This window comes from Chitinophaga agri, from assembly GCF_010093065.1.
GTDB classification, from domain to species: domain Bacteria; phylum Bacteroidota; class Bacteroidia; order Chitinophagales; family Chitinophagaceae; genus Chitinophaga; species Chitinophaga agri.
The window spans coordinates 7,489,443-7,514,253 of sequence record NZ_CP048113.1 but is presented as its reverse complement, the minus strand read 5'-3'; the positions used below and the strand labels follow the sequence as shown (position 1 = coordinate 7,514,253).

Below are 24,811 nucleotides of genomic sequence, written 5' to 3'. Positions count from 1 at the left end.
TTCCAAGTTATAATTTGCAGCCAATTAATGACTTTTTATGGCATCAGGCATCTTTGTAATTCTGGATGATATAGCGACACTAATGGATGATGTTTCCGTGGCGGCTAAAGTAGCAACAAGGAAGACGGCAGGTATATTAGGCGACGATTTAGCGGTAAACGCGGAAAAAGCGACTGGCTTCCTCTCTTCACGGGAACTGCCTGTGCTCTGGGCCATCACGAAAGGCTCACTGATCAACAAACTGATCATTGTTCCTATTGCATTACTATTGAATGCGTTCCTACCTGTTGCCATCAAAATAGCACTGATCCTGGGTGGATTTTACCTGGCATACGAAGGCGTGGAGAAAATTATTGAGTACTTCTTCCATCATGCAGATGAAAGCGATGAAGCCGCTGCTGATGCACAACAAAATGCGAAGGATGCAGAGAAAGCGAAGATCAAGTCTGCCATTACCACCGACTTTATTCTCTCCGTCGAGATCGTAATTATTGCCCTTGGTTCTGTATTGGAGAAGTCTCTGATGACACAAATCGTTACTGTGTCTATTGTGGCTGTTCTGGCAACTATAGGCGTATACGGTATTGTTGCCATCATTGTCAGAATGGATGATGCCGGTTACAAACTTATCAAGCATTCCCGTAATAAAGGCTTCCTTTCCGTGCTGGGCCGTCTGCTGGTAAAATCACTGCCGGTTGTGATCAGGATACTGGGAGTTGTGGGGACCATTGCACTGATCTTAGTGGCCGGTGGTATCTTCGCCCATAATATTGAATACTTGCATCATTTTATGCCGAATCTGATTGGGATAGTAAAAGAAGCGACTTTCGGATTGATCGCAGGTCTGCTCATGGTACTGCTGATCACAGGAAGTAAAAAACTGATCGCACTGTTCAAACGATAATTTTCACATCTTTAGATACAAACAAAATCCCGGCGTCAGATGATGGCCGGGATTGCCGACGCAGCCAGGGCCCTGGCTAATCTGCGCTATTCATCAACTAACAGGTAAAAACCGGGCGCTTCACTCAGGTGCTGCGATACCGAGAAAGATCACTACCCCATCACCACCAGGGTTACTGAGCACATCCACCAGGGCAGCAGGCTTCCAGTTATTCATACACCAGAGGTTACCCGCACCGTCTATATTGGTTGAAGTCAGCCGCATTATAGGCTGGTAACATTTCATACGAACAGGCGTGGGAACGGGTTCTCCCTTTACCAGTAGGATTGGTTTTCCGGGCCTGGTCTGGTTACCATATAGCGGATGCCCGTTTGCCAGCATTACTTCCGAGCCACCCGTGGGAAGAGTCAGTAGCTTCGCACTGGCAGGGTCAGCAGGGTCACGAAGCATTGTCACACCAAAACGGGCCTGCAGGTCAAGTGTATGATCACCTGCTCGTTCTCCCTCGTCCCGGCCGAAATTAGCCAGGAAAACCGTCTTTTTCCGGTCTATCTTTACGCCCCATGGGTTATAGGTTTCAACATCGTAATAGGTGATCTTCTTCAGCGTATCCGGATGTAGTACTGTAGCCCTGCTACTGGCTACACCAACAACTACGATATTGCCATCTCCATCAATCGCTACCTGCCGGAGGGATTCGTAACCAGTCTGTCCTGTGCGGGTATTGGTATATTCACTGTACCAGCTGCATTTAACAACGAGCCTGTTCTGCTCCAGCGCTACCTTATAGACAGCCGCCACCACACATTGGTCCGGATGTTCACTGTCGTAGTTACCTATACACGAGACATAGGCATTTCCTTTATTATCGGGCGTTACATCGAAGATCTTCAGATAAGGCGTGCGGGCATATACAGGGTCAGATGTGGACGTATGTTTTATGGGGAACTCATCGCAGATCACTACATTTTCCCTGGCAGGCTCCTTTTCAGGATCGTCCTGTTTCAGGTATACAACTACTGCACTTGGCTCACTGGTAAAAGGATAAAGACCTGCCGGCGCCGGCGCAAATGGATCCTGACAGCCTACAGAGGCCATCCATAAATTACCATGACGGTCATACTCCATACCTTGCACACGGGAGAGCCCGATGGTAAACCCATTAGCCGGCGAAACAGGTCGTCCGTCCTTGTGAAACCGGGAGATGCTGCCCTGTTGTGGATTGTTATATTCTGACCCCCACCCGAAATTCCCGAAAGAGATGTATGCTTTAGCAGGATCTATTGCTGCGCCAAATGCTACACCCAGCAAACCGCCTCCCTGTACCGGCGAGAAACTGGCAGGTGTGCCATCGTATTTATAAACAGGGCAATGCGTACCTGAATCTCCTGATCCTGCCCTGAAATTATTCGCTATCCAGGCATTATCATCCGCATCGAATACAACAAAAGCCGACCCACTCGGAATAAAGTTCTTCGACCCGGAACTATTCAGTTTTAAGGTCAATGTCCAGTTGTCAGGCACCTTTCTATCTTCCGGTAAATTCATCGAGATAAGCGAGTCCTTGTATATCTCCGGTCTGTCAGCCAGCAATCTGTAAATAGCGCTGGCACCTGTAAACGGATCATGCAACAGATGTCGCAATGCCTGCAGGAAGTTTTCGTTCTTCACGTCTTCCGGATGCCATACACATCCCAGGAACGCCTCGTAAAATTTTGTATCAGTCAGGCAATAATAGAACAGGTTACACAATGAGTTGAACATTGGGTAACTGTTTGTTTCAAATCCATTTGGGGACTGCCTGATCATATCTGCCACGATACCTTCTGTGCGATAGAGCTGCTGCTTCATACCATAGGCGATCTTCATATTGCGTTCAGTACCGGCTATCCGTACGTTGCCGTGGGCGTCCACATGGGCCATTCCCGCAAAGGTATATATAGATGCGACTGAGGACTCGGGGCACACCTTGACATCAACAGCGTCAGGCAATGTGAAGGTAGCCAGCAGACTGACAGGCATTGCACAGCTATATGACTGACCATGTTGTTTATAACTGGTAATGACCACGGATACGGCAAAATACTGACTACCACCTGAAATAACATGTTCAAAGGTATTGCCTGTAAAATGTTGCTGGGCGGAGAAATCTGCGGGCGGCGCAATGGCATGCACGATATAATGACCGGACGTGATTTCCACGTCCTTTACTTCCACATGGAAGCGAACTGCTTTTGTAGACATGATAACCAGAGATTAGGGGATTTAGCATTTAAGAGTAACATTCACACAGACATAACGGGAGGAGACAAAATAGGGGCTCCGTAAAGTAAATATATGGCAATCCTGTTGAATAGTGAGTTATAGTATCTCTATATATCCATCCGTTCCATTTACACGTATCTGCTGTCCGTCTCTGATCAGTTGCGTAGCGTTGTCCACACCAACAACAGCCGGCAGGCCATACTCCCGGGCAATAACAGCACCATGCGTCATTAGTCCGCCGACTTCAGTGATCAGCCCTCTTATCGCTACAAATAATGGAGTCCAGCTGGGGTCAGTAAATGTAGTCACCAGTATGTCCCCTTCTTCCAGATCAGCAGCGCCCATATCCAGTATCACCCTTGCGCGCCCCTCTATTATGCCGGAAGAAACGGCCAGCCCCGCGATAGCACCTGCCGGAAGATCATCCCGTTTATACCTCCCTGAAAGGACCTCTCCTTCTGAAGTGATCACTCTTGGAGGTGTTAGTTTTTCAAATAATGCGTATTCCGCTTTTGCCTTCTGAATGATCTGCTCATCGATGATACCAGTCGCGATCACGTCTCGCAGTTCTCCGAAGGTGAGATAGTAGATATCTTCCTTTTCCCGGATAACACCGGATTGAACCAGTTTCCCGGCTTCTTGCAATAATGCCTGTTTATAAATGAAATAGCGGTTAACGATACTGTATTTGGGGTATTCCCTGTAACCCGCCAGGCTCCTCACAAGGGCGATCATCTGCTTAGTTTCCTGCGCCTTTTGTTCTCCGTCTGGTAGTTGTCTTAAACGATACAGCAATGCTTCTTCCTTTTTTACTGCTTCGTGTTGTCCCTGCTCAAATCGCTGTTCACCGGCGCCAGGCTGGAAGTTTTTAACGTTACTGAGCAGAACAGGAAGCAGCATCGACGGCTTTTCGCTCCAGCGTGTTTTTGTGATATCAATCTCTCCCGGGCAGCGCATCCCGTATTGCTGCAAATAGTTATTGATGGCATCCCTGACCTGCAGCCCACCAGTAAACCGGCTCAGTTCATCCAGGAAATTATCGTCCTTTACCCGTTGCAGATACTCAACTATTGCGGGATAGCGGCGTACAACGTCTGCGACATGCAGCAGTGCCAGGCCCATTTCAGCAGTGACGTTATGAGGAAGAGACTGAGAAAGTACATCTGCCGCATTCTTTTCACCCAGCCAAAGCATCATCTTCTCATTGATCCATGATGCAGCATTCATAGCCGTCATCACCACACCGAAACTACGCGGGTCATAGAGGCCGCTCCTTAATTGCTGTACATCGTCCTTTATAAAATCGAGCAGATCTGTACCTGATTTCAGCTGAATCTGCTGCTTCAGTGTGTCAATCAACTTCTGGTTCCCATGTATTAACTCCGTGACCACTTCCGGATCATAGTTACTCAGTGTCTGGAAATCGCGGGGTTGCGGACCTTTACCTGGCCCGGAGATGTTGTCTTCCTCCGGCAATGGTCGTATAAAATCCGTTCGTTCCATAATACTGGTCAGCGCATCTTTTATAAGCGGGTCATTTTTGCCAAGCACATTTATGAGCACATGTCTTTTAGCAGGAGATGCCAAATCGGGGGCGACGTCTACAAACAACCGCCCACCGGCATGGTCCATCGGGCGGGCGGCCGTAAGCAGGAACATAGACAATCCCAACGGCTTCATCGCATCTGTCATCATTTGCTGATGCCCTACCGAGATGTATACATGAGGCTCGTTGTCGTTTTTTACCGGAACAGGATATAACGTAGTGACCGGCCTGCTCTGAAGCATATAAAACGTCCCATTGCTCAGACACCATTCTATATCCTGCGGAACGCCAAAATAAGCGGCTATTTTCCGTCCGAGACGTTCCAGTGAGATCACCTCTTCATCTCGTAAGGAAGCCTTACACTGACGCTCAGCATCGATTTCCTGCACCTTTGTACCGCCGCCAGCTACAGCCCGGACTTCCAGTTTCTTCACAGCGATCTTCCGGTTGATGATCTTACCCTCCCGGACTGTGAAGTTATCAGCAGTGACCAGTCCGCCAACCAGGGCCTCTCCCAACCCGAAGCCCGCATCAATAGCAACAATCTTCCGGTTTGATGTTACCGGATCTGCGGTAAACATGATGCCCGATACCTCGGGGAAGATCATTTGCTGTACAACGACAGACAGATACACCTTTCTGTGGTCAAATCCCTGTTGCAGACGGTATATTACAGCGCGGTCAGTATAAAGTGATGCCCAGCATTTACGGATATGTTTGAGTATAGCGCCTTCTCCGGTAACATTCAGATAAGAGTCCTGTTGCCCTGCAAAAGATGCAGCAGGAAGATCTTCGGCCGTCGCACTGGACCGCACGGCAAAAGGCTGTTGTACATCATACTGTGTAAGATAGCTGACGATCTCGCCGGCTATATGCGCGGCAACAGGTGCATGTTCAATCACCTCACGGATACGGGCACACAAGGCTCCGATCTCTTTCCTGTCGTCTATCGTCAATATCGCCAGTTGATCAAGTAGTGTGTTTACCTCCGGATGATTTCCAATGACCTCTTTATAGGCGGCTGTAGTAACACAAAAGCCACCAGGCACCTGTACATCTGCAATACGGGACAGCTCTCCCAAATTGGCCCCTTTACCACCCACCAGCCCCAGTTGTGTCTTATCTATTCTCTCAAAACCAAGTATGTACGAACTCATATTGCTGCTTTTGACAATTAGGCATTGTTGACCCAGGAGGTCGTTTTATCCATTAGCTCAATAGCCTTTGAAAAGTAGGCTTCAAGGACTTTTATTTCTTCATCCGAGAAAGAAGCGATCAGCTGTTCAGACTGACTCCGGAAGTCTTTATACAGCGGGGCTAAGAGGTCCATTATCCTCTTCGTATCGGGCACGATCATCACTTTTCGCCTGTCATCTGCAGCAAACTCTCTTCTGACCAGCTTCTTTTTTTCGAAACGGTCTACTAATCCGGTCACCGCCCCTGTAGTCAGGCCGGTGAATGCAGACAGTTCTCCCGCCGTCATACTACCCTTTTGCAGTAAAAAGCCCAGGTATTTATGGTCCGTTCCCGGCAGACCGGCTTTTCGGGCAATCGCCTCATGCATATGAATGGAAGTGTACGCATACTGCTGACTCAGCCGCCTTATACGGGTGATCTCGTCGTTATTCATCTTATCTTATTTGGTAAATATCTTAGCCACTAAGATAATATTATCTTACAAATACAACGAGATAAATTTCCCGGGGGCTAAAACATACGCGCTCTTTTACAGGCAATAATACTGAATGTCTTATCTTTAAGACATTGATCCTTAACTAGCTAAAATAACACTATGGCTTATTCCAGGATATTACTACTGATATTATGCTCCGTGGTAACCAGGCATTGCTGCCTGGCGCAACAACCTGCGACTACCCATGACACAAACAGCACTGCTATTAATGAAGCAATATTGATGAAGGACGAACAACAAAGGAGAATTGACTCCCTTGTCAAAATGCAGTTGACCCGCGAGCTCTCTGCTGTGGCTGGCAATGTTAAACGTACGGAGGAACTCGAAGCCCAGTTACGGAAGATCGCGGTGAGCGATTCCCTGCGAAATATTGCACAACTGGAGAAACTAAAGACACTGAAAAAATCAACTACAGGATACCCTGTCATACTTAACCAGGATACGTTATTTTATATTTATACAAGGACAGGCTCCTTTAATGCAATGGAAAGGGCGAAGTCGGTATCACATAAAATAGAGAACCTGTATAAAATGCCATTTTTCGAATCCGATTCACTAAGGATAGTTGAGAATGAAGGATATTTTGACATCACCTACAATAACACAGATGTAATTGTTAGTATAGGTAACCTGGACGGCCTGTGGTTTGGTAAAAGCAACGCTGCCCTGGCGGATGAGTACCTGCGAACCATCAAACAGACGGTCACAGGAGAACGTCAGGAACATAGCCTGGTCAATTTGTTAAAACGTCTGGGACTGGTATTACTGATCATCATGCTGCTAACAGTTGTGGTCTTCCTGGTGAATAAGCTATTCAGACGGGTAGCAGATATGATATCTCTCAATAAGGAAAAACACATAAAAGAGTTACGGCTTAAAAAACTGAAGATAATTACAGCAGATCATCTCGAATTTCTTTTACTCAGGGTCAACTTCCTGTTAAAGATCCTTGTCATTATCCTGGTATTGTATCTATCTCTTCCCCTTTTGTTCAGTATCTTCCCTGAAACCAAATCCTGGACACATACCCTTCTTGACTGGATACTTTCGCCGCTGAAGTCCGCCGCCAATGCTATATTGGCTTACCTCCCCAACCTGTTTAAAATAATTATCATATACCTGATATTCCGGTATGTGATAAGAGCCGTGAAGTATATGTTCAACGAACTGAAACGGGGCAGTATACAGTTCCGGGGCTTCCATGCTGACTGGGCCATCCCGACATTCAATATCCTGAGAGTTACGCTATATGCTTTCATGGTGGTACTGATATTCCCTTTTCTTCCGGGCTCCGGTTCACCAGCATTCCAGGGAGTCTCTGTGTTTCTTGGCATATTGCTCTCTCTCGGCTCATCCAGTGCAATCAGTAATATTGTTGCAGGTCTTGTCATTACGTACATGCGGCCGTTCAGAATTGGAGACAGGGTGAAGATTGGTGACGTTGTAGGTGATGTGGTAGAAAAATCAATGCTGGTGACGAGGATAAGAACAATCAAAAATGAAGATATTACAGTACCTAATTCGACCGTATTATCCAGTTCAACTGTGAATTATTCCAGCTATACGCAAAATGAAAAAGACGGGCTGATCGTACATTACACCGTCACCATCGGTTATGATGAGCCGTGGCAACAGGTATATGAACTACTGATCGAAGCGGCCCTTAAAACAATACATATACAGGCGTCTCCCAAACCTTTTGTATTACAAACCAGCCTTGATGATTTTAGTATTTCCTATCAGATCAACGCCTATACCAGAGAAGCAAATAAACAAGCTGCGATATACAGCAATCTGCTTGAGCATATCCAGGATATGTTCAAAAAAGCCAATATCGAAATACTGTCCCCGTCGTACCATGTTGTAAGGGAGGAAGGCAAGTAATTCGCATGATGCTCACATGATCTACCAAGATAGGACCAGCGGAATGAGTGGCGCGACAATTGCAGCTATTTCACTGGTAATGAAAGATCATACATTAAATAATACGCCCATGCGAACTACAGCCCGGAGCCTCTTGCTTACTGTCAGTATACTCGCTATGGCCTGCTCCTCTTCGAGGAAGGGCCTGTTTACGGAAAAGTCCGCGCATGAGCAGTATGCCAGCCGTATCACAGACGCCGGTCTGTCTACCTCCGAACTAGGCATACGCTGGTTTTCCGCTGCGCAAAAAGCGATCAGTCAGCCCCTTTCTGTCGCCATTCCATATAGAGAAACCGGGTACTTTGCTGCAGAGAAACCGGCCGCTGCCGGCCTGCTGTTTTCCGCCAGACGTGGCGAAAGAATTATCATACAGATAGATATGAAACCGGCTGGTCAGTTCCGGCTCTTTGCCGAACTACTCCAACCCGGTAAACCAGGGAGTGCGCCCTCGCTACTGGCAGCCGCAGATTCTACTACCTGGAAACTGGAACATGTGGTAGAAGCTGATGGACAATTCATCCTACGGTTACAACCCGAGTTGCTAAAAAGCGGCGGCTATGATCTGTCTATCAGTACAGGACCAACCTTAGCCTTTCCGGTACCGAATAACGCGAATCCTACCATTGGCAGCTTCTGGGGTGACAACCGGGATGGTGGTAAACGCAGCCATGAGGGCATAGATATCTTTGGCAAATTCAGAACGCCTGTGGTGGCTGCCGCTGACGGCATTGTTACCAGTACACGGGAGAATAATCTGGGAGGAAAGGTCATATTTATGCGCCCCGACCACGCTTCCTACAGCTTATATTACGCTCATCTTGATGCACAACTTGTACAGGAAGGGCAGCGTGTGTATACCGGCGATACCCTGGGATTAATGGGTAATACAGGTAATGCCAGGCATACGCCTACTCATTTGCACTTCGGTATCTATACTGGTAACGGAGCCATTGATCCTATGCCATTTGTACTACGGCAACGGACACCTGCTCCACCAGTGTATGTAGATACTACCCTGCTACAACAAACAGCCCGTGTAAATACAACGACTCCGTTATATGCAGCTCCTTCACCGAAGGCCATTATCGTAGAGAAACTGCCTGCCAATAGTGTGATAGCTATCCTTGCAGGAACGGCATCATGGTATAAGGTATCGCTGATGGATGGCCGGGAAGGCTTTGTGGAGGGTAAACGCGTGGCAGTGTCGTCGTTTAGGAAACAGACAGTGAAAGCGGCAGTGCCACTGTTAGATCAACCTGATACTCTGGCGGCTGTGAAAACGACTATTCCTGCGGGTAGCGGGATACAGCTGATGGGGACAAATGGGGCGTTTTATTTTGTGAAACATGGGGAAGAAAGGGGCTGGGTGAGGTTATAATTGCGCCACAGCCATTCTTTATATCTGGTGGCCAACAACCTGGACTTATCAATTTTACGCATGATCGGATCATTCGGTTTCCCATGCCAGCTTTTGCGCCAGCGATTTATAACGTGTCAAGATTGCCTTTGCTTTTTCAGTTTGTAATTTACCTTCCTGTTTCAGTGTGTCTAACTGATTTTTCAACATACTTAATTCCACCAGTGCTTCCATTCGCAGATCGCTACTGGTGTCTTTCAGATCAAAAACCTTCTTTAGGATCAGGTCATAATCTAAATACCGTGGATCAACAAAGTAATTGTCCACATGGTTTTCCCCTTCGTAGTACTTATCCCTATACACATACCACTTTTCATCGAATTTCAGTTCGACGATCTCCCATGGCTCAAAAGAAGAAGCTATAATGGGAGAGTGAGTTGAAAAGAAGAACTGGGAATCAGTAGTTAAACTCACATAATAATCAATAATGAAACGCTGTAAGTCGGGATACAATGAACGCTCAGGCTCATCATACAAAATCTGACATTTATTCGGCTTAAGTAAATATAAGGGGAGTGCTGAAAGCATTACCTGCTTTGTCCCAGTGCTTAATAAACCATTCGGAACTTCATTGTTCTCAAAATCTTCTATCTTCAGGAATCCGATATCTTCCTTCTTTTGGAAATCAAGCGCTGTTTTGACCCTTAGTCCAAAATGATGTAATACATCATTCAAACAATTTTGGGCAACATCTTCAACCGGATTGAATGCACTTTGGCGCCATTCTTCCAATTCCTTTACTGCCCGCTGTATCTCCTGAATATTGTCACTCTTCTCCGCAACCTTCGATATTTGTTGCCGGATCTTCAATTCTTCTTCCTGATATTTCTGAATTTTATTAAGAATAATGCTCCAGATATCTGCAGCTTTTTCCGTAGAAAAGTCGATAGTCCTTTTTTTAGTATAGTCATTCACACTCGAGGAATCAGCCTCGAGATCATAGACCAAATCTGCGGGAAAGTAGATTGATAAAGGTAATATCCTGCTATTTATTCCGACCACAATTTGTTTACTGCATCAGGTGATAGTGGCTCTCCTGCTTTCAAATAATTTCTCCAATATGATTTGACAGTGTCGTCAGAACTTATATCAGCTTCGAGATATTTGGTAGCTGTCACATCACTAAACTCAAACTCAATCTCAATGTTTTTAATTTTATCCAACGATCCAACCTGATCAAATTGAGAAGTGCGATATGATAGAATGGAAATTAATTTCAATAAGGTCGTCTTTCCAGTTCCACTCTGTCCAATGATACAAACTTTGTCTAACGCCCGACCAGCTTTGGGGTGCCCGGCAGGATACGTCAGATCTAAATGAAGGTTTTGAAAGTGATACAAATCAGGATTGTAATGCTTCTGACTTTCATTTGCAGAGGTTTATTGACCGATAAGTTAACCCATTAATTTAGGATTCTTAAAGGAATTTCAGGCATTGCACCTGAAACAAAAAAGACCACGCTGTTCGCGCAGTCTTTTCTTGTGATCCCGCTGGGACTCGAACCCAGGACCCATACATTAAAAGTGTATTGCTCTACCAACTGAGCTACGGAATCATTCCCCTTTTCCGTGATTGGGAGTGCAAAGATAGGAATTATATATTCCCTGCCAAATATTTCTAAAAAAAATCTTTATCCCTTCGTAAAATGTATCTTAAACTTTACTGCCGGATCGCTATCCTCCTGTTTATCAAACACATGTAAAAGATAATACTTTCCCTGTACCCAGTCCTGTACCGCATTGTCATAAAACGGACTTCCCGGATTTCCGCTCTGACCACCTGGATAAATACCATACGCTTCCGTCTTCGCGCTCATCTGTACTACCATCTTCCAGGACGGACCATGCGTCTGCTTCGTCGCATTGACGATATGACGCCCTCCGCCGGTACGCAGGTTCATCGCCCCAAATGGTGCAATAGACCTCGTCAGGTGACGGATATTCGTGCCACGGAAACGGCCAAACTCCAGCTTCTGCTGCGCATCCAGAGATCTGGCACTATCAGCAGTGGCCGCAAAACAATTCAGCATCACCTGTGAGAGTGTTTCCTTTCCTGCTGTATGGATATTATCGATGTATTTCATAGAAGAATCCCGTAACAGCCAAAGCAATGTAGTCTTCTCCCATGGCTGTTGCAACGGTACCTTGTCTATCACTATATCGTCGTCCCAGATGGCCGACTGCATCTTATCCCAGAAGATATTAAACAGTGTTGCCCCCTTGCTGTCCGGACTACTCTGCAAGTCCCACTTATCGAGCATTTTCCAGTAGGCCTGTTGGTCTGCGGTCAGCAGGGATGCTGGTAAATGCTTACGGATCAGTGGAAGTGCTGCCCTGGCGAACGGGTTCAGGTTGTCATTCTGCAGGTCCATCATATCCTGTACAGTGATCTGACTGTCTGCCGCCAATACTTCGTTGATACGTTTCCCACGGAACAGGTCAAAGTCTGCCACATACCGGTAAGGGTAAGTACTATCCGTCGGATGCTGATTCGCAGAGCTGACAAACCCACGTACCGGATTATACATATGTGGATTCTGCTCCTGTGGCACATACCCCTGCCAGGCGAAAGCGCTATCCCCGCCAGGCATGATCCATTTTCCCTGGTCTTTCCAGCGTAAAGGGAACTGACCATTATGCCAGAGTGCTATTTCTCCCGTTTTTGCGGCAAACGCGAAGTTCTGTGCAGGACAGGTGTAATATTTTAAAGCAGCGAGATAGTCGTTATAGTTATGCGCTTTATTCAGTTCCAGAAATGTCCGGATCTCTACAGAAGGGTCAAGGGCTTTCCAGCGCATAGCCAGGAACTGCTGATGAGTCGCCGTATCAGGAAAACCGGCATCGTAGACTACTGGTCCCCATACAGTATAGGCCACCGTGTCATAGTAAGGCTGTCCGCCCTTCACATTGATCTTCTCAATCCGCAGGTCAGCATCACGATACGTCCCGTTGAACATATACTGTTGCTTGCCGTTACGGAACTGCATCAGGTAATAATCTTTCACATCTTCCGCCGCGTTGGTCACTCCCCAGGCGATGTGATCATTAAAACCAATGATCACACCCGGTGCGCCTGGTAATGTAGCCCCATAGACATTCATTTCCGGTGTGTGGAGCTGCACCTCATACCATAAAGACGGCAGACTTAATCCCAGGTGCGGATCGTTACAGAGGATCGGTGCGCCTGCACGTGTCTTTGATCCGGCTACAGCCCAGTTATTACTGCCGTTATCCGGGTCAGGCCTTTCTTCCTTAAAGTTCAGGGAAATGCCAGCGGCCGTCAATATACTATCCGCCGGAGGCGTAGCCTTTACCGTCGGTGCCGGATAGGACGTACCTGCCGGAATGATCGGATCAATACTATCGCCGAAGTCAGGGTATAACTGGTTAAAATCCGCCTTGCTGAATAAACGGCGGGCATTTGTATATACCAGGTCATTCGCTCCGCCAGCCAGATCCGCGGCCATCATTTTCAGCAATAAACCTGAATTAAGCGTTGTCCACTTCTCTGGTTTATAATCAAGCAATTTATACTCTAACGGAAGTGTTGCTTTTGTCAGCGTACTGATATACGCATTAATACCATCTGCATAGGCCCTTATCGCCGGACCAGCCACCGGATCTGCCTCCATGGCCTTTACTGCCTGTTCCGCTCCATATAACATCCCCGTGCGACGCTGCTGACGGTCGTATGGGATCATCTTAGGCCCCAGGATCTCTGACAAACGTCCGGCGGCTGCAAAACACTGTAGCTCCATCTGCCACAGTCTGTCACGGGCATGCATATATCCCTCCACATAATAAGCATCTGCGCTGTTCTCAGCAAAGATATGTGGCACCATCCTGTCATCCAGCCAAACGTCTACCTTTCCCTGTAAACCAGGGACCTGCAGCTCTTCGTTATAATCCTTGCTGATAGAGGTCGCATTCTGCCAGAAACCTTCCTGTGGACTTAACAACCGTCCGAATGGAGGAAGTGCGCCCCAGGACCTGTCCAGGCAAATAATTAGTGCAATGGTGATCACCGCCGAAACGGTAAAGGGAACAAATCTCATACGTGCTATCTTGTTATGCTAAGATACAAAATTATAATGCAGCCTATTGCCTTCACCTCACCAGTGCCTGCAAAAGGCGGTCTACCTCTGCTGCTGTATTAAAGCTGTGTAATACGATACGTAACCGCTCTTTCCCTTTAGGAACGGTCGGATGCAGGATCGGGCGTACATCGAATCCGGCCAGCTGTAATTCTCCTGCCAGCGCACGGGTATACTCGTTTCCGGGTGTCAGTACGATCTGAATAGGCGTCTCACTATATAACGTCGCCCGCCCTTTTGCTCCCTCCCGGAACCGGGTGATCAATGCCGCTAAATGCGCCCGCGCTGACTGCATATAGGGGAATAACTCATAACTCGCCACGATAGCCGCAATAGCAGTTGGCGGTAACGCGGTCGTATAGATAAATGAACGGGAAAAGTTGATCAGAAAGTCACGCAAATGAGCACTCCCCAAGACCACCGCGCCATGACAGCCCACGGCTTTACCAAATGTATGCACGCGCGCAAAACAGGCTTCCTGCAACCGTAAATGCTGCACCAGCCCCTCCCCTCGTTCTCCTACCACACCTGTCGCATGCGCCTCATCCACGATCAGGTTGGCCCCTGTCTGCTCACAAAGTGCCGCCACTTCCTGTAATGGTGCAAAATCTCCGTCCATAGAATATACCGATTCCACGGCCACAAAGATGTTTCCCACACCATGTTGCAGTTTTTTCTGCAGATCGGCTATGTCATTATGTAGAAAAGAAAAAGCCTGCGCCTTTGACAACCGTATCCCATCCCTGATAGAGGCATGGATCAACTGATCGTAAATGATCGTATCTCCCTTCTGTGGCACTGCTGAGAACAAGCCCACATTGGCATCATATCCTGAGTTATAGATCAGGCCAGTCTGCGCCTGATGAAAGGCAGCCAGCATCGCTTCCGCCTCCTCCACCCATGCATAGTTACCGGCCAGCAATCGCGAACCTGTACTACCATGCATATACGGTCTTGCCTGTAACAACGTATGCACTGCCTCCTGCATAGCGTTACTCTGTGCCAGTCCCAGATAGTCATTTGAACAAAAATCCACTGCCCCCGGAGCCGGCAGTCTCAGACGGCGGAATGCGTGCTGCGCCTCACGCTGAGCCAGTTGCTGCAAAAGAAAATCTTCTTTCATCTCCCAAAGCTAAGTAACTTTGCCGGATGAGTAAAGTCTCCATATTAGGGCTACACCTCCCTACTGACCCGCGCTGGGTAAACCTGGCCGCTATCTCTCTGGAAGAGATCCTGACTGACCATGCTTTCTGTGAACAAAAAGCGGCTACCTCCTGTATATCCCTGATACAGCGTTATCCTGAAAAGGATAAACTGGTACAGGAACTCGCTCCTATCGTCACTGAAGAATGGGGACATTTCCGGCAGGTACTGGCTGAAATGCGCAAACGTGGGTTCTCCCTGGGCAAACAGCGCAAAGATATGTATGTGAACGCGCTGATGCTCCATCAGAACAAAGGTGGTGATCCGCAATCAGTACTGCTGGACAGACTACTCATATTTGCGCTCATTGAAGCCCGCAGTGCGGAACGTTTCCGCCTGCTCAGTGAAGGTTTGGAAGATGCCTATCTGAAAGAATTTTACCGCAAATTCATGATATCTGAAGCAGGGCATTACCGCCTGTTCATAGACCTGGCCAATGAATATATACCGGAAGAGAGGGTAAGGGCCCGCTGGCAGGAATGGCTGACACTGGAGGCAGACATCATTCAAAACCTGGAAGTGCGCGGTGACAGAATGCACTAGAAATTAAATCCGATATTCACATACATCCGCAGGCGTCCGTCCTGGTCACAATACATGACGGACGCTTCTATTGGCCCCATAAAGGAAGAATATCCCCCTGTTAATCCATACCCGCTCATATACTTATACTTCGAAGATACATCCCCCAGGAAGTCATACAACACTGCGCCCGCACGGGGAATCGCATAAACATTCCGCATAAATTCATATTGATAGGACAATTGCAGGGTCGCCGCACTTGATGTTGTGATCTCCGCCTCCCTGATACCCACAATAGGCAACTGGTTACGGATCACGGTGTTCAATCCTCCCAGCAGGAAGGCATTGATAGGCCCCTGGCGATGCGTAAAGTTAGCTCCACCTCCTGCCTCCAGCTGCATCGTACCTTTAGGATTGACAGGCAGGTTATACTTCATACGCAGCAGGGTACGCTGGTAATTGTTGAACTTATAACCATAGTCCTCCGGCATGATCTCCGCTCCGTCCTTATATACCCTGTAGCCCGTCTGCTGACGATACACCCATCCTGATTCAAACTGCAGGTCCATACCGCGATGCGGATAGATCTTTCTGTCGAGTGAGTTCACGCCGAAATACAGGAAGCTATTCAGCTGATTACCATTGCCCCTTAAAACCTCCACAGACTCATACCGCGGGCTGATGTTCAGGAACTCAAACCGGGTGCCTACGCCTATCGCCATCATACTGTTCAGGGTATATTGCAGCTTGGCTTCGCCATTCAGGTATTTCAGATGATATTCCATCTGGCGCTTATAGTCTTTGTAGAGCGTCAGCGCATTGTCTTCGAAATCAACGCCCAGTCCGAAACCAAAATTCCGCTTCGGTCCCAGGTATTTGAATAATTCTCCCTTTACTCTTGGATTTTCCCCGATCGCTAAGCTAACAAACGCCCTGGAGTTAGGCACCACAAAATTGCGCTGTGTGATATTAATAATAGCGCTGGCATTCGTAAAACTGTTGTACTGCAAGGCAAACTTCACATAGGTTAACGGATTCTCCTCCACCTGGACATTCATCAGGCTTTTACCGTTCCCTTTCGCTTCGAGGTCATAAGTGATCATTTTATAGAAACGGGTACCAAATACATTCAGTACGGCATCTTTCAGATCAGTAGGCGTATAACAACCTCCTTTTACCAGTCCCAGCCTTCCTTTGAAGAAACGTTCATCTGAATGTACCAGTCCGGTGACCTTAATATCTATCAGTTCAATATCCGGCGTGAACGGTAACCTGTTCTTCCGGAAGGGCGTGGCCGGCGGGTATAGTGCATTCAGGGAATCCGCCATATGTTTAAATACAGGGTACATCTCATCACCCTTCTTTTTTCCTATTGCCAGCAGGGAATCCACGCTCCCGAAACTGGCCGCCGTATAATTATCCAGGTGATGATGTATGTAGATATCCGTCAGTTTCTTTGCCTGTTTAAAATCTTCCGCATCCTTGTAAAAGCCCAGCTGATAAATAATATCCAGTGGCGTTGCGAGTTGCTCCGCCTTACGCAGACCACTACTGACGTTGGAACCGATCACGATATCTGCCCCCATATCTTTCGCTGTAATAACAGGGAAGTTGCGTACCACCCCTCCGTCCACCAGGTTCTTATCGCCAATCTTCACTGCCGTGAACACCGAAGGGATAGCCATGCTGGCGCGGATGGCCATGACAATATCACCGGTATCCAGCGTAACGATGTCTCCTGTGGTCACATCTGTGGCAATACATTTAAAGGGTATATCAAATTGGGAAAAATCTCTCACATTATTCACCGGCCAGCACAACCGGGCCAGTTCCAGCCAGAGCTGCTCGCCTGCTATCACGCCAGACGCCAGTTTGGGTTTACCGTATTCAAAAGGGATCTCTATCAGGTATTTATTATACTCCCGCTTTTCTTCGAAGGATATGTCCGTCAGCACCGGCTGATTCGAAAACAGGTTACTCCAATCCATTTCCCGGGCCAGTTTCTCAATTGCATCGCCGGAATAGCCCATAGCATAGAGCGACCCTACGATACTTCCCATACTGGTACCGGTGATATAGTCAACCTTTAGTCCGGCACTGTCGAGCGCCTGCAAAATACCTATGTGTGCCAGCCCTTTAGCTCCGCCGCCACTAAGTGTCAGACCTATCTTAGGTCTTTTTGCCGCATCCTGGGCGAACACCGCTGCGGGTAGCAACAGTATGATAAATAAAAAAACTAAAGCCGGTCGTTTACGCATATATGATTTGTAGAGCTATCCTGAAGTCTCATTAAAGTTAAAAGAAAATAACTATAATAAAAGACGTACTATTCCCCCTTTTCCCCTATTAAATATGCAAATACTATAACATTTACAACAATTTACCTATATTATACATCGATATCAACCAAGTAACCACGTATATGAACAACAGCAAAGTCTCACAAACCATCTGGCAGGTAATACTGGCCTCCTCCGCCGGGACACTCATTGAATGGTATGACTTCTACATTTTTGGTAGTCTGTCGGCCATCATTTCCCAGAAATTTTTTCCTCCCAGCAATCCTGATCTGGCCTACATTGCCACTTTGGCCACTTTTGCCGTGGGATTTATTGTACGCCCGTTCGGGGCGATCGTCTTCGGCCGCCTGGGCGATCTCACGGGACGTAAGTACACCTTTTTGCTAACGTTGCTCATTATGGGCGGCTCTACTTTTGCCATCGGCTTTGTACCCGGGTATGAGAGCATCGGCATCGTCGCGCCAATTATTGTACTGGTCCTCCGGCTGTTACAGGGTCTGGCCCTCGGTGGTGAATACGGAGGCGCGGCCACCTACGTCGCGGAGCATTCTCCTCATGATCAGCGGGGCTATTACACCAGTTTCATACAAACGACCGCCACACTCGGTCTGTTCGTATCGCTTGCGGTGATCCTGATCACCCGGTCCAGCCTCACTCCCGAAGACTTCAACGCCTGGGGATGGCGTATTCCCTTCTGGCTGTCTATCTTCCTGGTACTCATGTCCTATTATATCAGGATACGACTGAAAGAATCACCACTGTTTGTGCAGCTGAAAGCAGAAGGTAAAACATCACTCAATCCGCTGAAGGAAAGCTTTGGTAAAAAAGAGAACCTGCGCATGGTATTGCTCGCACTGTTTGGCGCCACCATGGGTCAGGGCGTGATCTGGTACACCGGACAATTTTATGCACTGTCATTCCTCCAGAAAACCATGCAGGTAGAATTTGTACAGTCCAATATTATTATCGCAGTAGCATTATTGCTCGGTACCCCGTTCTTTATCTATTTTGGTAAATTATCCGACAAGATAGGGCGCAAAAAGATCATGATGACAGGTATGCTGGTGGCAGCACTCGCCTATTATCCGATCTACGCGGGTATGGACAGGGTGGCGGATCTCAGCCTGAAAAATGAAGATACCAGCCGCTACAGCATTGAGAACACCATCTCCCGGAATGAAAAAATGCAGAACATAGAGAAGTCCATTAAAACAAAAACATACACTGATGGCTCTAAGTTCCGCGAGACAACCATTGCTACGGATGGTAAAGCAGAAACCACCCGTGAGATCATTGTAAGTACGCCTCAGCTATGGCAACTCATCCTGCTGGTGTTTATACAGGTGATCTTTGTAACCATGGTATACGGACCTATAGCCGCCTTCCTGGTGGAATTATTCCCTACGCGCATCCGCTATACCTCGATGTCCCTGCCTTATCATATAGGGAACGGGATATTTGGCGGATTGCTGCCAACTGTTGCCACATTACTGGTAACAGAAACGCACAACCACCTGGCAGGATTGCTCTATCCGATAGCTATTGCACTGGTGTGCTTCCTGATCGGGGTGACGGGTATTAAAAGTAATATGATCAGCAACGAGTGATCATCTCCTCATCTTCAATACAAACAAACCCGCTTAAGATCTTTACTTAAGCGGGTTTATTGTTCATACGATCATCTGATAATATCCGGTGGCCTGTTCATCATCAGTCTACGTCGCCGTATTGTTCGTTCAGCTTATCAAAGACGGCATCCATCGTCGCCTTCATTTTATTCCGCACGGACGCGTCCAGTTCCTGCTGATGCCTGGTAAGCTGCAGCGCTGCCTGCTGGCCTTCATACCTGATATGCGCCATTACATCGCCGCCACCCCAGATGTAATCATAAATGATCGCATCACCAGTATCATCAGGAGCCAGATGGCGTTCCATGCTTTTCAGCAGGTTCAGCATCGGCAGAATATCGAAGTAGTTCTGGCTGAACATCATGATTGTATACGTCCATTCTCCGTCTTCGTTCAGCTCAGTGCTGAGCGTTTCTATCCCATCATCCTGCCAGCGCCTGAGGGCTTCAAGATTCGTGTCATCTGAGTAGGCTGGTATTTCGATCAACTTCGACCTGGAATACATTTCACGGCTATTCCACCATGCTTCCCATTGCTCGTCTACTGGAGCTTTAGCAGGTGCATCCCGGAAGAAGCTTTCCAGGTTTTCTTTACTTATTCTGAGCTTTATGTACAAGGATCTTGGTTCTGACATTCGATATGATTTTAAACAGGTTTGGATTAAAGAGAGATCGTCTCTCCGGGAATCTGCTGATTCATGTGAAGTTAACAATGACTCATAGGACTTTTCCGGTGATAAATATATAAAAAAAGGCTCCAGTAACTGAAGCCTTTTTTTCACCAGCATTAGCTGTTATTTCTTTTGCAGTTCGTTCTTGACAGTCTTGATCACGAGTCTTGTAATGTTACCAGCTCTTGGTTTCATATCATCTTTAATAGAAGACTGTACCAATAGTCCGGTTTTAGTATCTACTGTAATAGTGCCTTTCCTGGAATAAGACACCTGGATATCACTATTGATCGCAGCAGCAGAAGATACGGCAATCTCCATATTGTTGTCTTCTTCGCTCTTCACTACGTAATTTACCTTCAGCGGACCCACATTATGATTCTCATCCTTGCTCCATTTGTCACCTGTACCTACTGCTTCATCAGGAATGTACACGAATGCGCCATCGAAGACCTTCCAGATCTCTTCATTGTTGATCGTACCTCTGGTAGATTTCTGAAAGCTCTGTAAAGCAGGTGACGCCTGTTCATCCATACCGATCAGCGCGTTTTCAATCAGTGTATCCACACCAGTTACCTTGTTTATACGCAGGTTATCGTCGAAGTAAAGTGTAAATGATTTACCCATCATACCTTCGCATAATTTACGCAATCTATCGTTCTGCGCATGTAAGTCATCGTTCAGGCTTTTCACTACATACTCTTTGAAATCATCGGAGTTAAAGCCCGTCGCCTCATGTGTGAATAGATGTTCTGTTCTCTGCTGGATCTTCAGATAAGTAGCTTTCATCATCACTTTGCCGTCGGCTGTCTTTCCTATCACACGCAGGAACCAGTTGGCCGTATAAGTCTGATTAATGGTACGTACACCGTCTTCGTGAATGTCGTTAATGGTTGTGTTCTTGAAAATGTACTGCTCTCCAGGATTCAATGTTGGAATGATCGTCTTTCTTACCTGTCCTGTCAGGATCGTTGAAACGAAGATAAGGCCCGTCAACAGGACAACACTCTTTTTGGTCATAGGTAAATGCTATTGGTTTTAAAAAACAAATATATAAAAATGATTATACAATTTACCGACAAGCATTATCGCTGTGATAATCAATCAAAAACAACACAGGTGAACATACCATCATATCGCAATCTGGCCAGATTATGCTTTTGGGGGAGTTAAATTAATAAGAACAATTTATCGGTTGGATGTACCGAGGTGGTGGTGATACAAGTGCCCAGCGGACATAAACCTGGCCACCAGCTATTGGTGTAAGCAAACGTTTATTTCTCCGGCAGTCCGGTATGGCATTATCTGCTGATCCGAGATTTGATCTACGCAAAAGGGAAATTTATGCAAGGAATTACACAGGAAGATATGTTGCCGGCAGCCATGCGGTTTAAATAAGGTCGCTTATCTTTGTAGCCCGATACATTATAACGAATATGACGAAAGAAAAAACGATCCGTGCTGTATATGATGAAGAAACGATCACGGTATATCAGGCTTACAACAAAAGCATCGCATTATCCGCAGTAGCTAAACAAACCTTCGTTTCCCCTCCGTTTAAAATGGAAAGAATGACCTGGATCAAACCATCATTCCTCTGGACGATGTATCGTTCCGGATGGGCGACAAAGGAGGACCAGGAGTATATTTTAGCTATCAAAATAAAAAGAGAAGGCTTTGAATGGGCGCTGAGAAATGCGTGCCTGTCGAAGTATGATCATACCATCTATCCCTCCTCCGCAGCATGGAGTAAGCAACTGAAGATCTCGCCGGCCAGGGTGCAATGGGACCCTGAGCGGGACATTGATCTCCATGCTTTACCACACCGGGCCATACAGGTGGGCATAACAGGTATTGCGGTTGAGAAGTACGTCAATGAATGGATCACCCAGATAGATGATATTACCGCACGGGTGCAGCATATCAGGGAACTGGTGAAAACAGGTAAACGGGAAGAAGCATTGTCTTTATTACCGGATGAACAGCCATATCTCTTACCTGATCTTAAACTGGGCTGATGAATCACATGACGAACTACTACCGCCACTTTCAGATGGAAAATGGTAAAGAACCGGTATTAACGCGCGTACAGCTGGGATAATGTAATGCAGATCACAGCAGCAATCGCCAGTACGATACCTATATAGTTGTAGCGGTTCAGTTTCTCTCTGAAAATAGTGATCCCCACCAGGCTGCCCAGTATGATCACACCCAGGTTCATCGCCGCAAACACAGTAGAAGGATTGTTATGCAGGATCTTATGTGCTCTCATATAGAACAGAATATTTCCGAAGTTAAAAGCACCCAGCAGCATACCCCAGAGGATGTTCTTCATATGTAATACCGTCTTCTTCCGCAGTACCTCCACGATCACGAAAACAACCGCCACTGTAAATGATAGTATAAAGATCATGGTCAGTGATGTGGTATAAGGCAGCTCTTTCGCCAGCGCTACCTGCTTAAACATAATGTCTATAATACCAAACCCTAAAAATACCAGCAAGGGCGCAAGCGACTGTTTGTTGTCGTCTGACTGGACTTTTGGCTTATTCAGCACGAAGAATATCGCTACAAACCCTAGCACCAGTCCAATGATCTTATAGTTGTTGAATGTCTCTTTAAACAATAGCCAGGCGGCCACGATAGAAATAAACAGGGACAGCCGCTGGGCAATGTCGGTTTTAACAATCCCAGCCTGTCTTACAGACATCCCTAATATTAAGAATACAGAAGGCAGCAATAACGCCAGACCGGCAAACAACTGCCAGGGCGCATGCGCATCTATCATCGACAGTTCCGGCTTATACAGGAAATAACTCAACCCACCCGCCACTACATAGTTTGTGGCAATAGCCTGGAGAATACTGACCTCGTAGCGTTTAGCCAGTTTAAGAATAATACCTACCGTAACGCTGCAGATTACACTTAAAAGAATGTAAATCATTTAACTAAATAGTTTTATATATGTTGTGTCTGCCTCAGCCAGGGATTGGACCTGTTTTATCGGGCAGAGAAAGTCCGGAATGAGATTCAGGGCTGCGAAGATACGGAATACTATCAAGACCAGGCAGCCCTTCCAACCGGAGATTAAAGGAATACCCTACCTTTGTACACTATGGACAGGAAAGCTTTAGCGACGAAACCAGCAGCAGAAAAAAAGGACGAGGAACGTCTTTCTATCATTCGGTATCGTACCCATACACCTACGCTGAAAACGAAGATCATGCTGCAGCAAAACATGATCACGTTCTTACTGGAAGGAGAAAAGACGGTCCATTTTGCTGGTACACAGGTGACTGTCCAGCCTCACCAGTTTGTGATGCTGGCTGCGGGAAACTGCCTTATGAGCGAAAAAGTGGCAACAGCACAGGCAGATTATCACAGTATCCTTATCTTATTTGATAGTCAGCTACTGACCGACTTTTTTGAGCGGCACCATGCGCTACCTGGTATGCAGGAAAAAGTGGCAGGTGACCTCCCCTTTTTGTTATTTAATAAAGATCCTTTCCTGGTGAGCTTTACCCAGTCCCTCGACAACATGCTGACTGGCGATCAGCCGGTCTATCACCATCTGCAAAAAGTAAAACTGGAGGAACTGTTCCTATACCTTGCCATACATTACCCGGGACAGATCCAGCAGATCAGGCACATGAGCAGTGAAACCAATGACGATCTGATCGTACGTCAGGCCGTCACATCTCATATAGAAAGTAATGTATCGGTAGAAGAACTCGCGTTCCTGTGTAATATGAGCCTATCTTCTTTTAAACGCAGGTTCGCCCGTATTTACGACAATAGTCCGAACAAATGGTTCCTGGAGAAGAGAATGGAACGGGCTGCCAAAATGCTCCGCCAGGAAAATAGAAAGGCCAGTGAGATCTACTATGAACTGGGGTACGAGAACCTCTCCAGTTTCATCCAGTCTTTTAAACAGGTACACGGCATTACCCCCAAACAATATCAACTATCAAATTGACCGTTTAGCAACACTTTCTGAACGGTTATCTGTTTATTCCAGCCTGTCGCCACAGCTACCTTTGAGCCATCATTTAAACAAAAACACAACAGATTATGGCAACAGCAACTACATCCGGCGACAACACAACTGCACAGACATTCACCCTAAAAAGCAAAGAACTCGGCGGGCAGCTATCTCTGCAGCAATATGCCAATGGCTGGGGTTTTAACGGAGGGAATCAGTCTCCACAGCTCTATTGGGAGCATGCTCCTGAAGGGACAAAAAGTTTTGCCGTCACCATCTATGACCTGGACGCACCAACGGGCAGTGGCTTCTGGCACTGGGTTGTTTTTAATATTCCTGCGCATATCAGCGAACTGGTACCCAATGCAGGAGATACGAGTAAGAAACTGCTTCCTGAAGGTGCGATACAGAGTAATACAGATACCGGCATGCCGGGTTATGTCGGTGCAGCACCTAATGAAGGTCCTGCACACCGGTACCTGATCACCGTACATGCTTTGAGTCAGCACCTTGAACTGGATGAAAATGTGACACCTGCGTTCGTTGGATTCAACATGCATTTTTCTACACTGGGCAAGGCATCACTGATCGTCTACGGACAAAAACAGTAAGCATTTTATGCTAACTAGCTGTTATTGAAATGCCGGTTTCACGACGTTTTTAAT

General features: G+C 46.9%; 18 protein-coding genes and 1 tRNA gene. 8 read left to right on the top strand and 11 right to left on the bottom strand.

Annotated elements, in window-relative coordinates; translation table 11 throughout:
- Positions 1 to 37 precede the first annotated feature (37 nt).
- Complete coding sequence (locus GWR21_RS29655) at positions 38 to 904, top strand: DUF808 domain-containing protein (protein ID WP_162335307.1); 867 nt, start codon at positions 38 to 40, stop codon at positions 902 to 904.
- Between the two features lie 120 nt (positions 905 to 1,024).
- Here the strand turns inward: GWR21_RS29655 and GWR21_RS29650 are convergent, their stop codons facing one another.
- The 3 genes from GWR21_RS29650 to GWR21_RS29640 form a co-directional block, all read right to left on the bottom strand.
- Positions 1,025 to 3,148, bottom strand: coding sequence for an NHL repeat-containing protein (locus GWR21_RS29650; protein WP_162335306.1), 2,124 nt, complete (start codon positions 3,146 to 3,148; stop codon positions 1,025 to 1,027).
- Between the two features lie 117 nt (positions 3,149 to 3,265).
- Positions 3,266 to 5,872 carry a phosphoenolpyruvate synthase gene (gene ppsA, locus GWR21_RS29645; RefSeq protein ID WP_162335305.1) on the bottom strand — a complete coding sequence of 869 codons (2,607 nt, stop codon included), beginning with the start codon at positions 5,870 to 5,872 and terminating at the stop codon, positions 3,266 to 3,268.
- 17 nt (positions 5,873 to 5,889) lie between these two features.
- Positions 5,890 to 6,345 (bottom strand): MarR family winged helix-turn-helix transcriptional regulator, encoded by a 456-nt coding sequence (locus GWR21_RS29640; protein WP_162335304.1) that lies wholly within the window; start codon positions 6,343 to 6,345, stop codon positions 5,890 to 5,892.
- 162 nt (positions 6,346 to 6,507) lie between these two features.
- On the opposite strand from GWR21_RS29640, the gene GWR21_RS29635 reads away from it, so the two are divergent.
- Complete coding sequence (locus tag GWR21_RS29635; protein WP_162335303.1) at positions 6,508 to 8,292, top strand: mechanosensitive ion channel family protein; 1,785 nt, start codon at positions 6,508 to 6,510, stop codon at positions 8,290 to 8,292.
- Positions 8,293 to 8,308: 16 nt separating this feature from the next.
- Positions 8,309 to 9,709 (top strand): M23 family metallopeptidase, encoded by a 1,401-nt coding sequence (locus tag GWR21_RS29630; protein WP_162335302.1) that lies wholly within the window; start codon positions 8,309 to 8,311, stop codon positions 9,707 to 9,709.
- A 69-nt stretch (positions 9,710 to 9,778) separates the two neighbouring features.
- Here GWR21_RS29630 and GWR21_RS29625 read toward each other — a convergent pair whose 3' ends face one another.
- The 4 genes from GWR21_RS29625 to GWR21_RS29610 form a co-directional block, all read right to left on the bottom strand.
- Positions 9,779 to 10,663, bottom strand: a complete 885-nt coding sequence (locus tag GWR21_RS29625; RefSeq protein ID WP_162335301.1) for an AAA family ATPase — start codon at positions 10,661 to 10,663, stop codon at positions 9,779 to 9,781.
- 567 nt (positions 10,664 to 11,230) lie between these two features.
- Positions 11,231 to 11,303, bottom strand: a tRNA-Lys gene (locus GWR21_RS29620).
- A 75-nt stretch (positions 11,304 to 11,378) separates the two neighbouring features.
- Positions 11,379 to 13,802 (bottom strand): penicillin acylase family protein, encoded by a 2,424-nt coding sequence (locus tag GWR21_RS29615; protein ID WP_162335300.1) that lies wholly within the window; start codon positions 13,800 to 13,802, stop codon positions 11,379 to 11,381.
- A gap of 52 nt (positions 13,803 to 13,854) precedes the next feature.
- On the bottom strand, positions 13,855 to 14,964 hold the full coding sequence (locus GWR21_RS29610) for an aminotransferase class I/II-fold pyridoxal phosphate-dependent enzyme (RefSeq protein ID WP_162335299.1): 1,110 nt from the start codon (positions 14,962 to 14,964) through the stop codon (positions 13,855 to 13,857).
- Positions 14,965 to 14,990: 26 nt separating this feature from the next.
- Between GWR21_RS29610 and miaE the strand changes: the two genes are divergently transcribed.
- Entirely contained in the window at positions 14,991 to 15,587 is a 597-nt protein-coding gene (gene miaE, locus GWR21_RS29605; RefSeq protein WP_162335298.1) for a tRNA-(ms[2]io[6]A)-hydroxylase, read from the top strand.
- Here the strand turns inward: miaE and GWR21_RS29600 are convergent.
- Positions 15,584 to 17,824: a patatin-like phospholipase family protein gene (locus GWR21_RS29600; RefSeq protein WP_162335297.1), complete on the bottom strand. Its 2,241-nt coding sequence runs from the start codon at positions 17,822 to 17,824 to the stop codon at positions 15,584 to 15,586. The two genes, miaE and GWR21_RS29600, sit on opposite strands and share 4 nt — an antisense overlap.
- A gap of 164 nt (positions 17,825 to 17,988) precedes the next feature.
- Between GWR21_RS29600 and GWR21_RS29595 the strand changes: the two genes are divergently transcribed.
- Complete coding sequence (locus GWR21_RS29595; protein WP_162335296.1) at positions 17,989 to 19,473, top strand: MFS transporter; 1,485 nt, start codon at positions 17,989 to 17,991, stop codon at positions 19,471 to 19,473.
- 103 nt (positions 19,474 to 19,576) lie between these two features.
- On the opposite strand, the gene GWR21_RS29590 is transcribed toward GWR21_RS29595, so the two are convergent.
- Positions 19,577 to 20,128 (bottom strand): hypothetical protein, encoded by a 552-nt coding sequence (locus GWR21_RS29590; protein ID WP_162335295.1) that lies wholly within the window; start codon positions 20,126 to 20,128, stop codon positions 19,577 to 19,579.
- A 159-nt stretch (positions 20,129 to 20,287) separates the two neighbouring features.
- Positions 20,288 to 21,184, bottom strand: a complete 897-nt coding sequence (locus GWR21_RS29585; protein WP_162335294.1) for a DUF6263 family protein — start codon at positions 21,182 to 21,184, stop codon at positions 20,288 to 20,290.
- A 416-nt stretch (positions 21,185 to 21,600) separates the two neighbouring features.
- Between GWR21_RS29585 and GWR21_RS29580 the strand changes: the two genes are divergently transcribed.
- The gene (locus GWR21_RS29580) at positions 21,601 to 22,182 is read left to right on the top strand and encodes a DUF4291 domain-containing protein (protein ID WP_162335293.1); all 582 of its coding nucleotides are present in this window, start codon (positions 21,601 to 21,603) and stop codon (positions 22,180 to 22,182) included.
- Positions 22,183 to 22,241: 59 nt separating this feature from the next.
- On the opposite strand, the gene GWR21_RS29575 is transcribed toward GWR21_RS29580, so the two are convergent.
- Positions 22,242 to 23,108 carry a DMT family transporter gene (locus tag GWR21_RS29575; protein ID WP_162335292.1) on the bottom strand — a complete coding sequence of 289 codons (867 nt, stop codon included), beginning with the start codon at positions 23,106 to 23,108 and terminating at the stop codon, positions 22,242 to 22,244.
- Positions 23,109 to 23,279: 171 nt separating this feature from the next.
- Between GWR21_RS29575 and GWR21_RS29570 the strand changes: the two genes are divergently transcribed.
- Together GWR21_RS29570 and GWR21_RS29565 are read left to right on the top strand one after the other, a co-directional pair.
- Positions 23,280 to 24,140, top strand: coding sequence for a helix-turn-helix domain-containing protein (locus tag GWR21_RS29570; RefSeq protein WP_162335291.1), 861 nt, complete (start codon positions 23,280 to 23,282; stop codon positions 24,138 to 24,140).
- Between the two features lie 95 nt (positions 24,141 to 24,235).
- The gene (locus GWR21_RS29565; protein WP_162335290.1) at positions 24,236 to 24,757 is read left to right on the top strand and encodes a YbhB/YbcL family Raf kinase inhibitor-like protein; all 522 of its coding nucleotides are present in this window, start codon (positions 24,236 to 24,238) and stop codon (positions 24,755 to 24,757) included.
- The last annotated feature ends 54 nt before the right edge of the window (positions 24,758 to 24,811 follow it).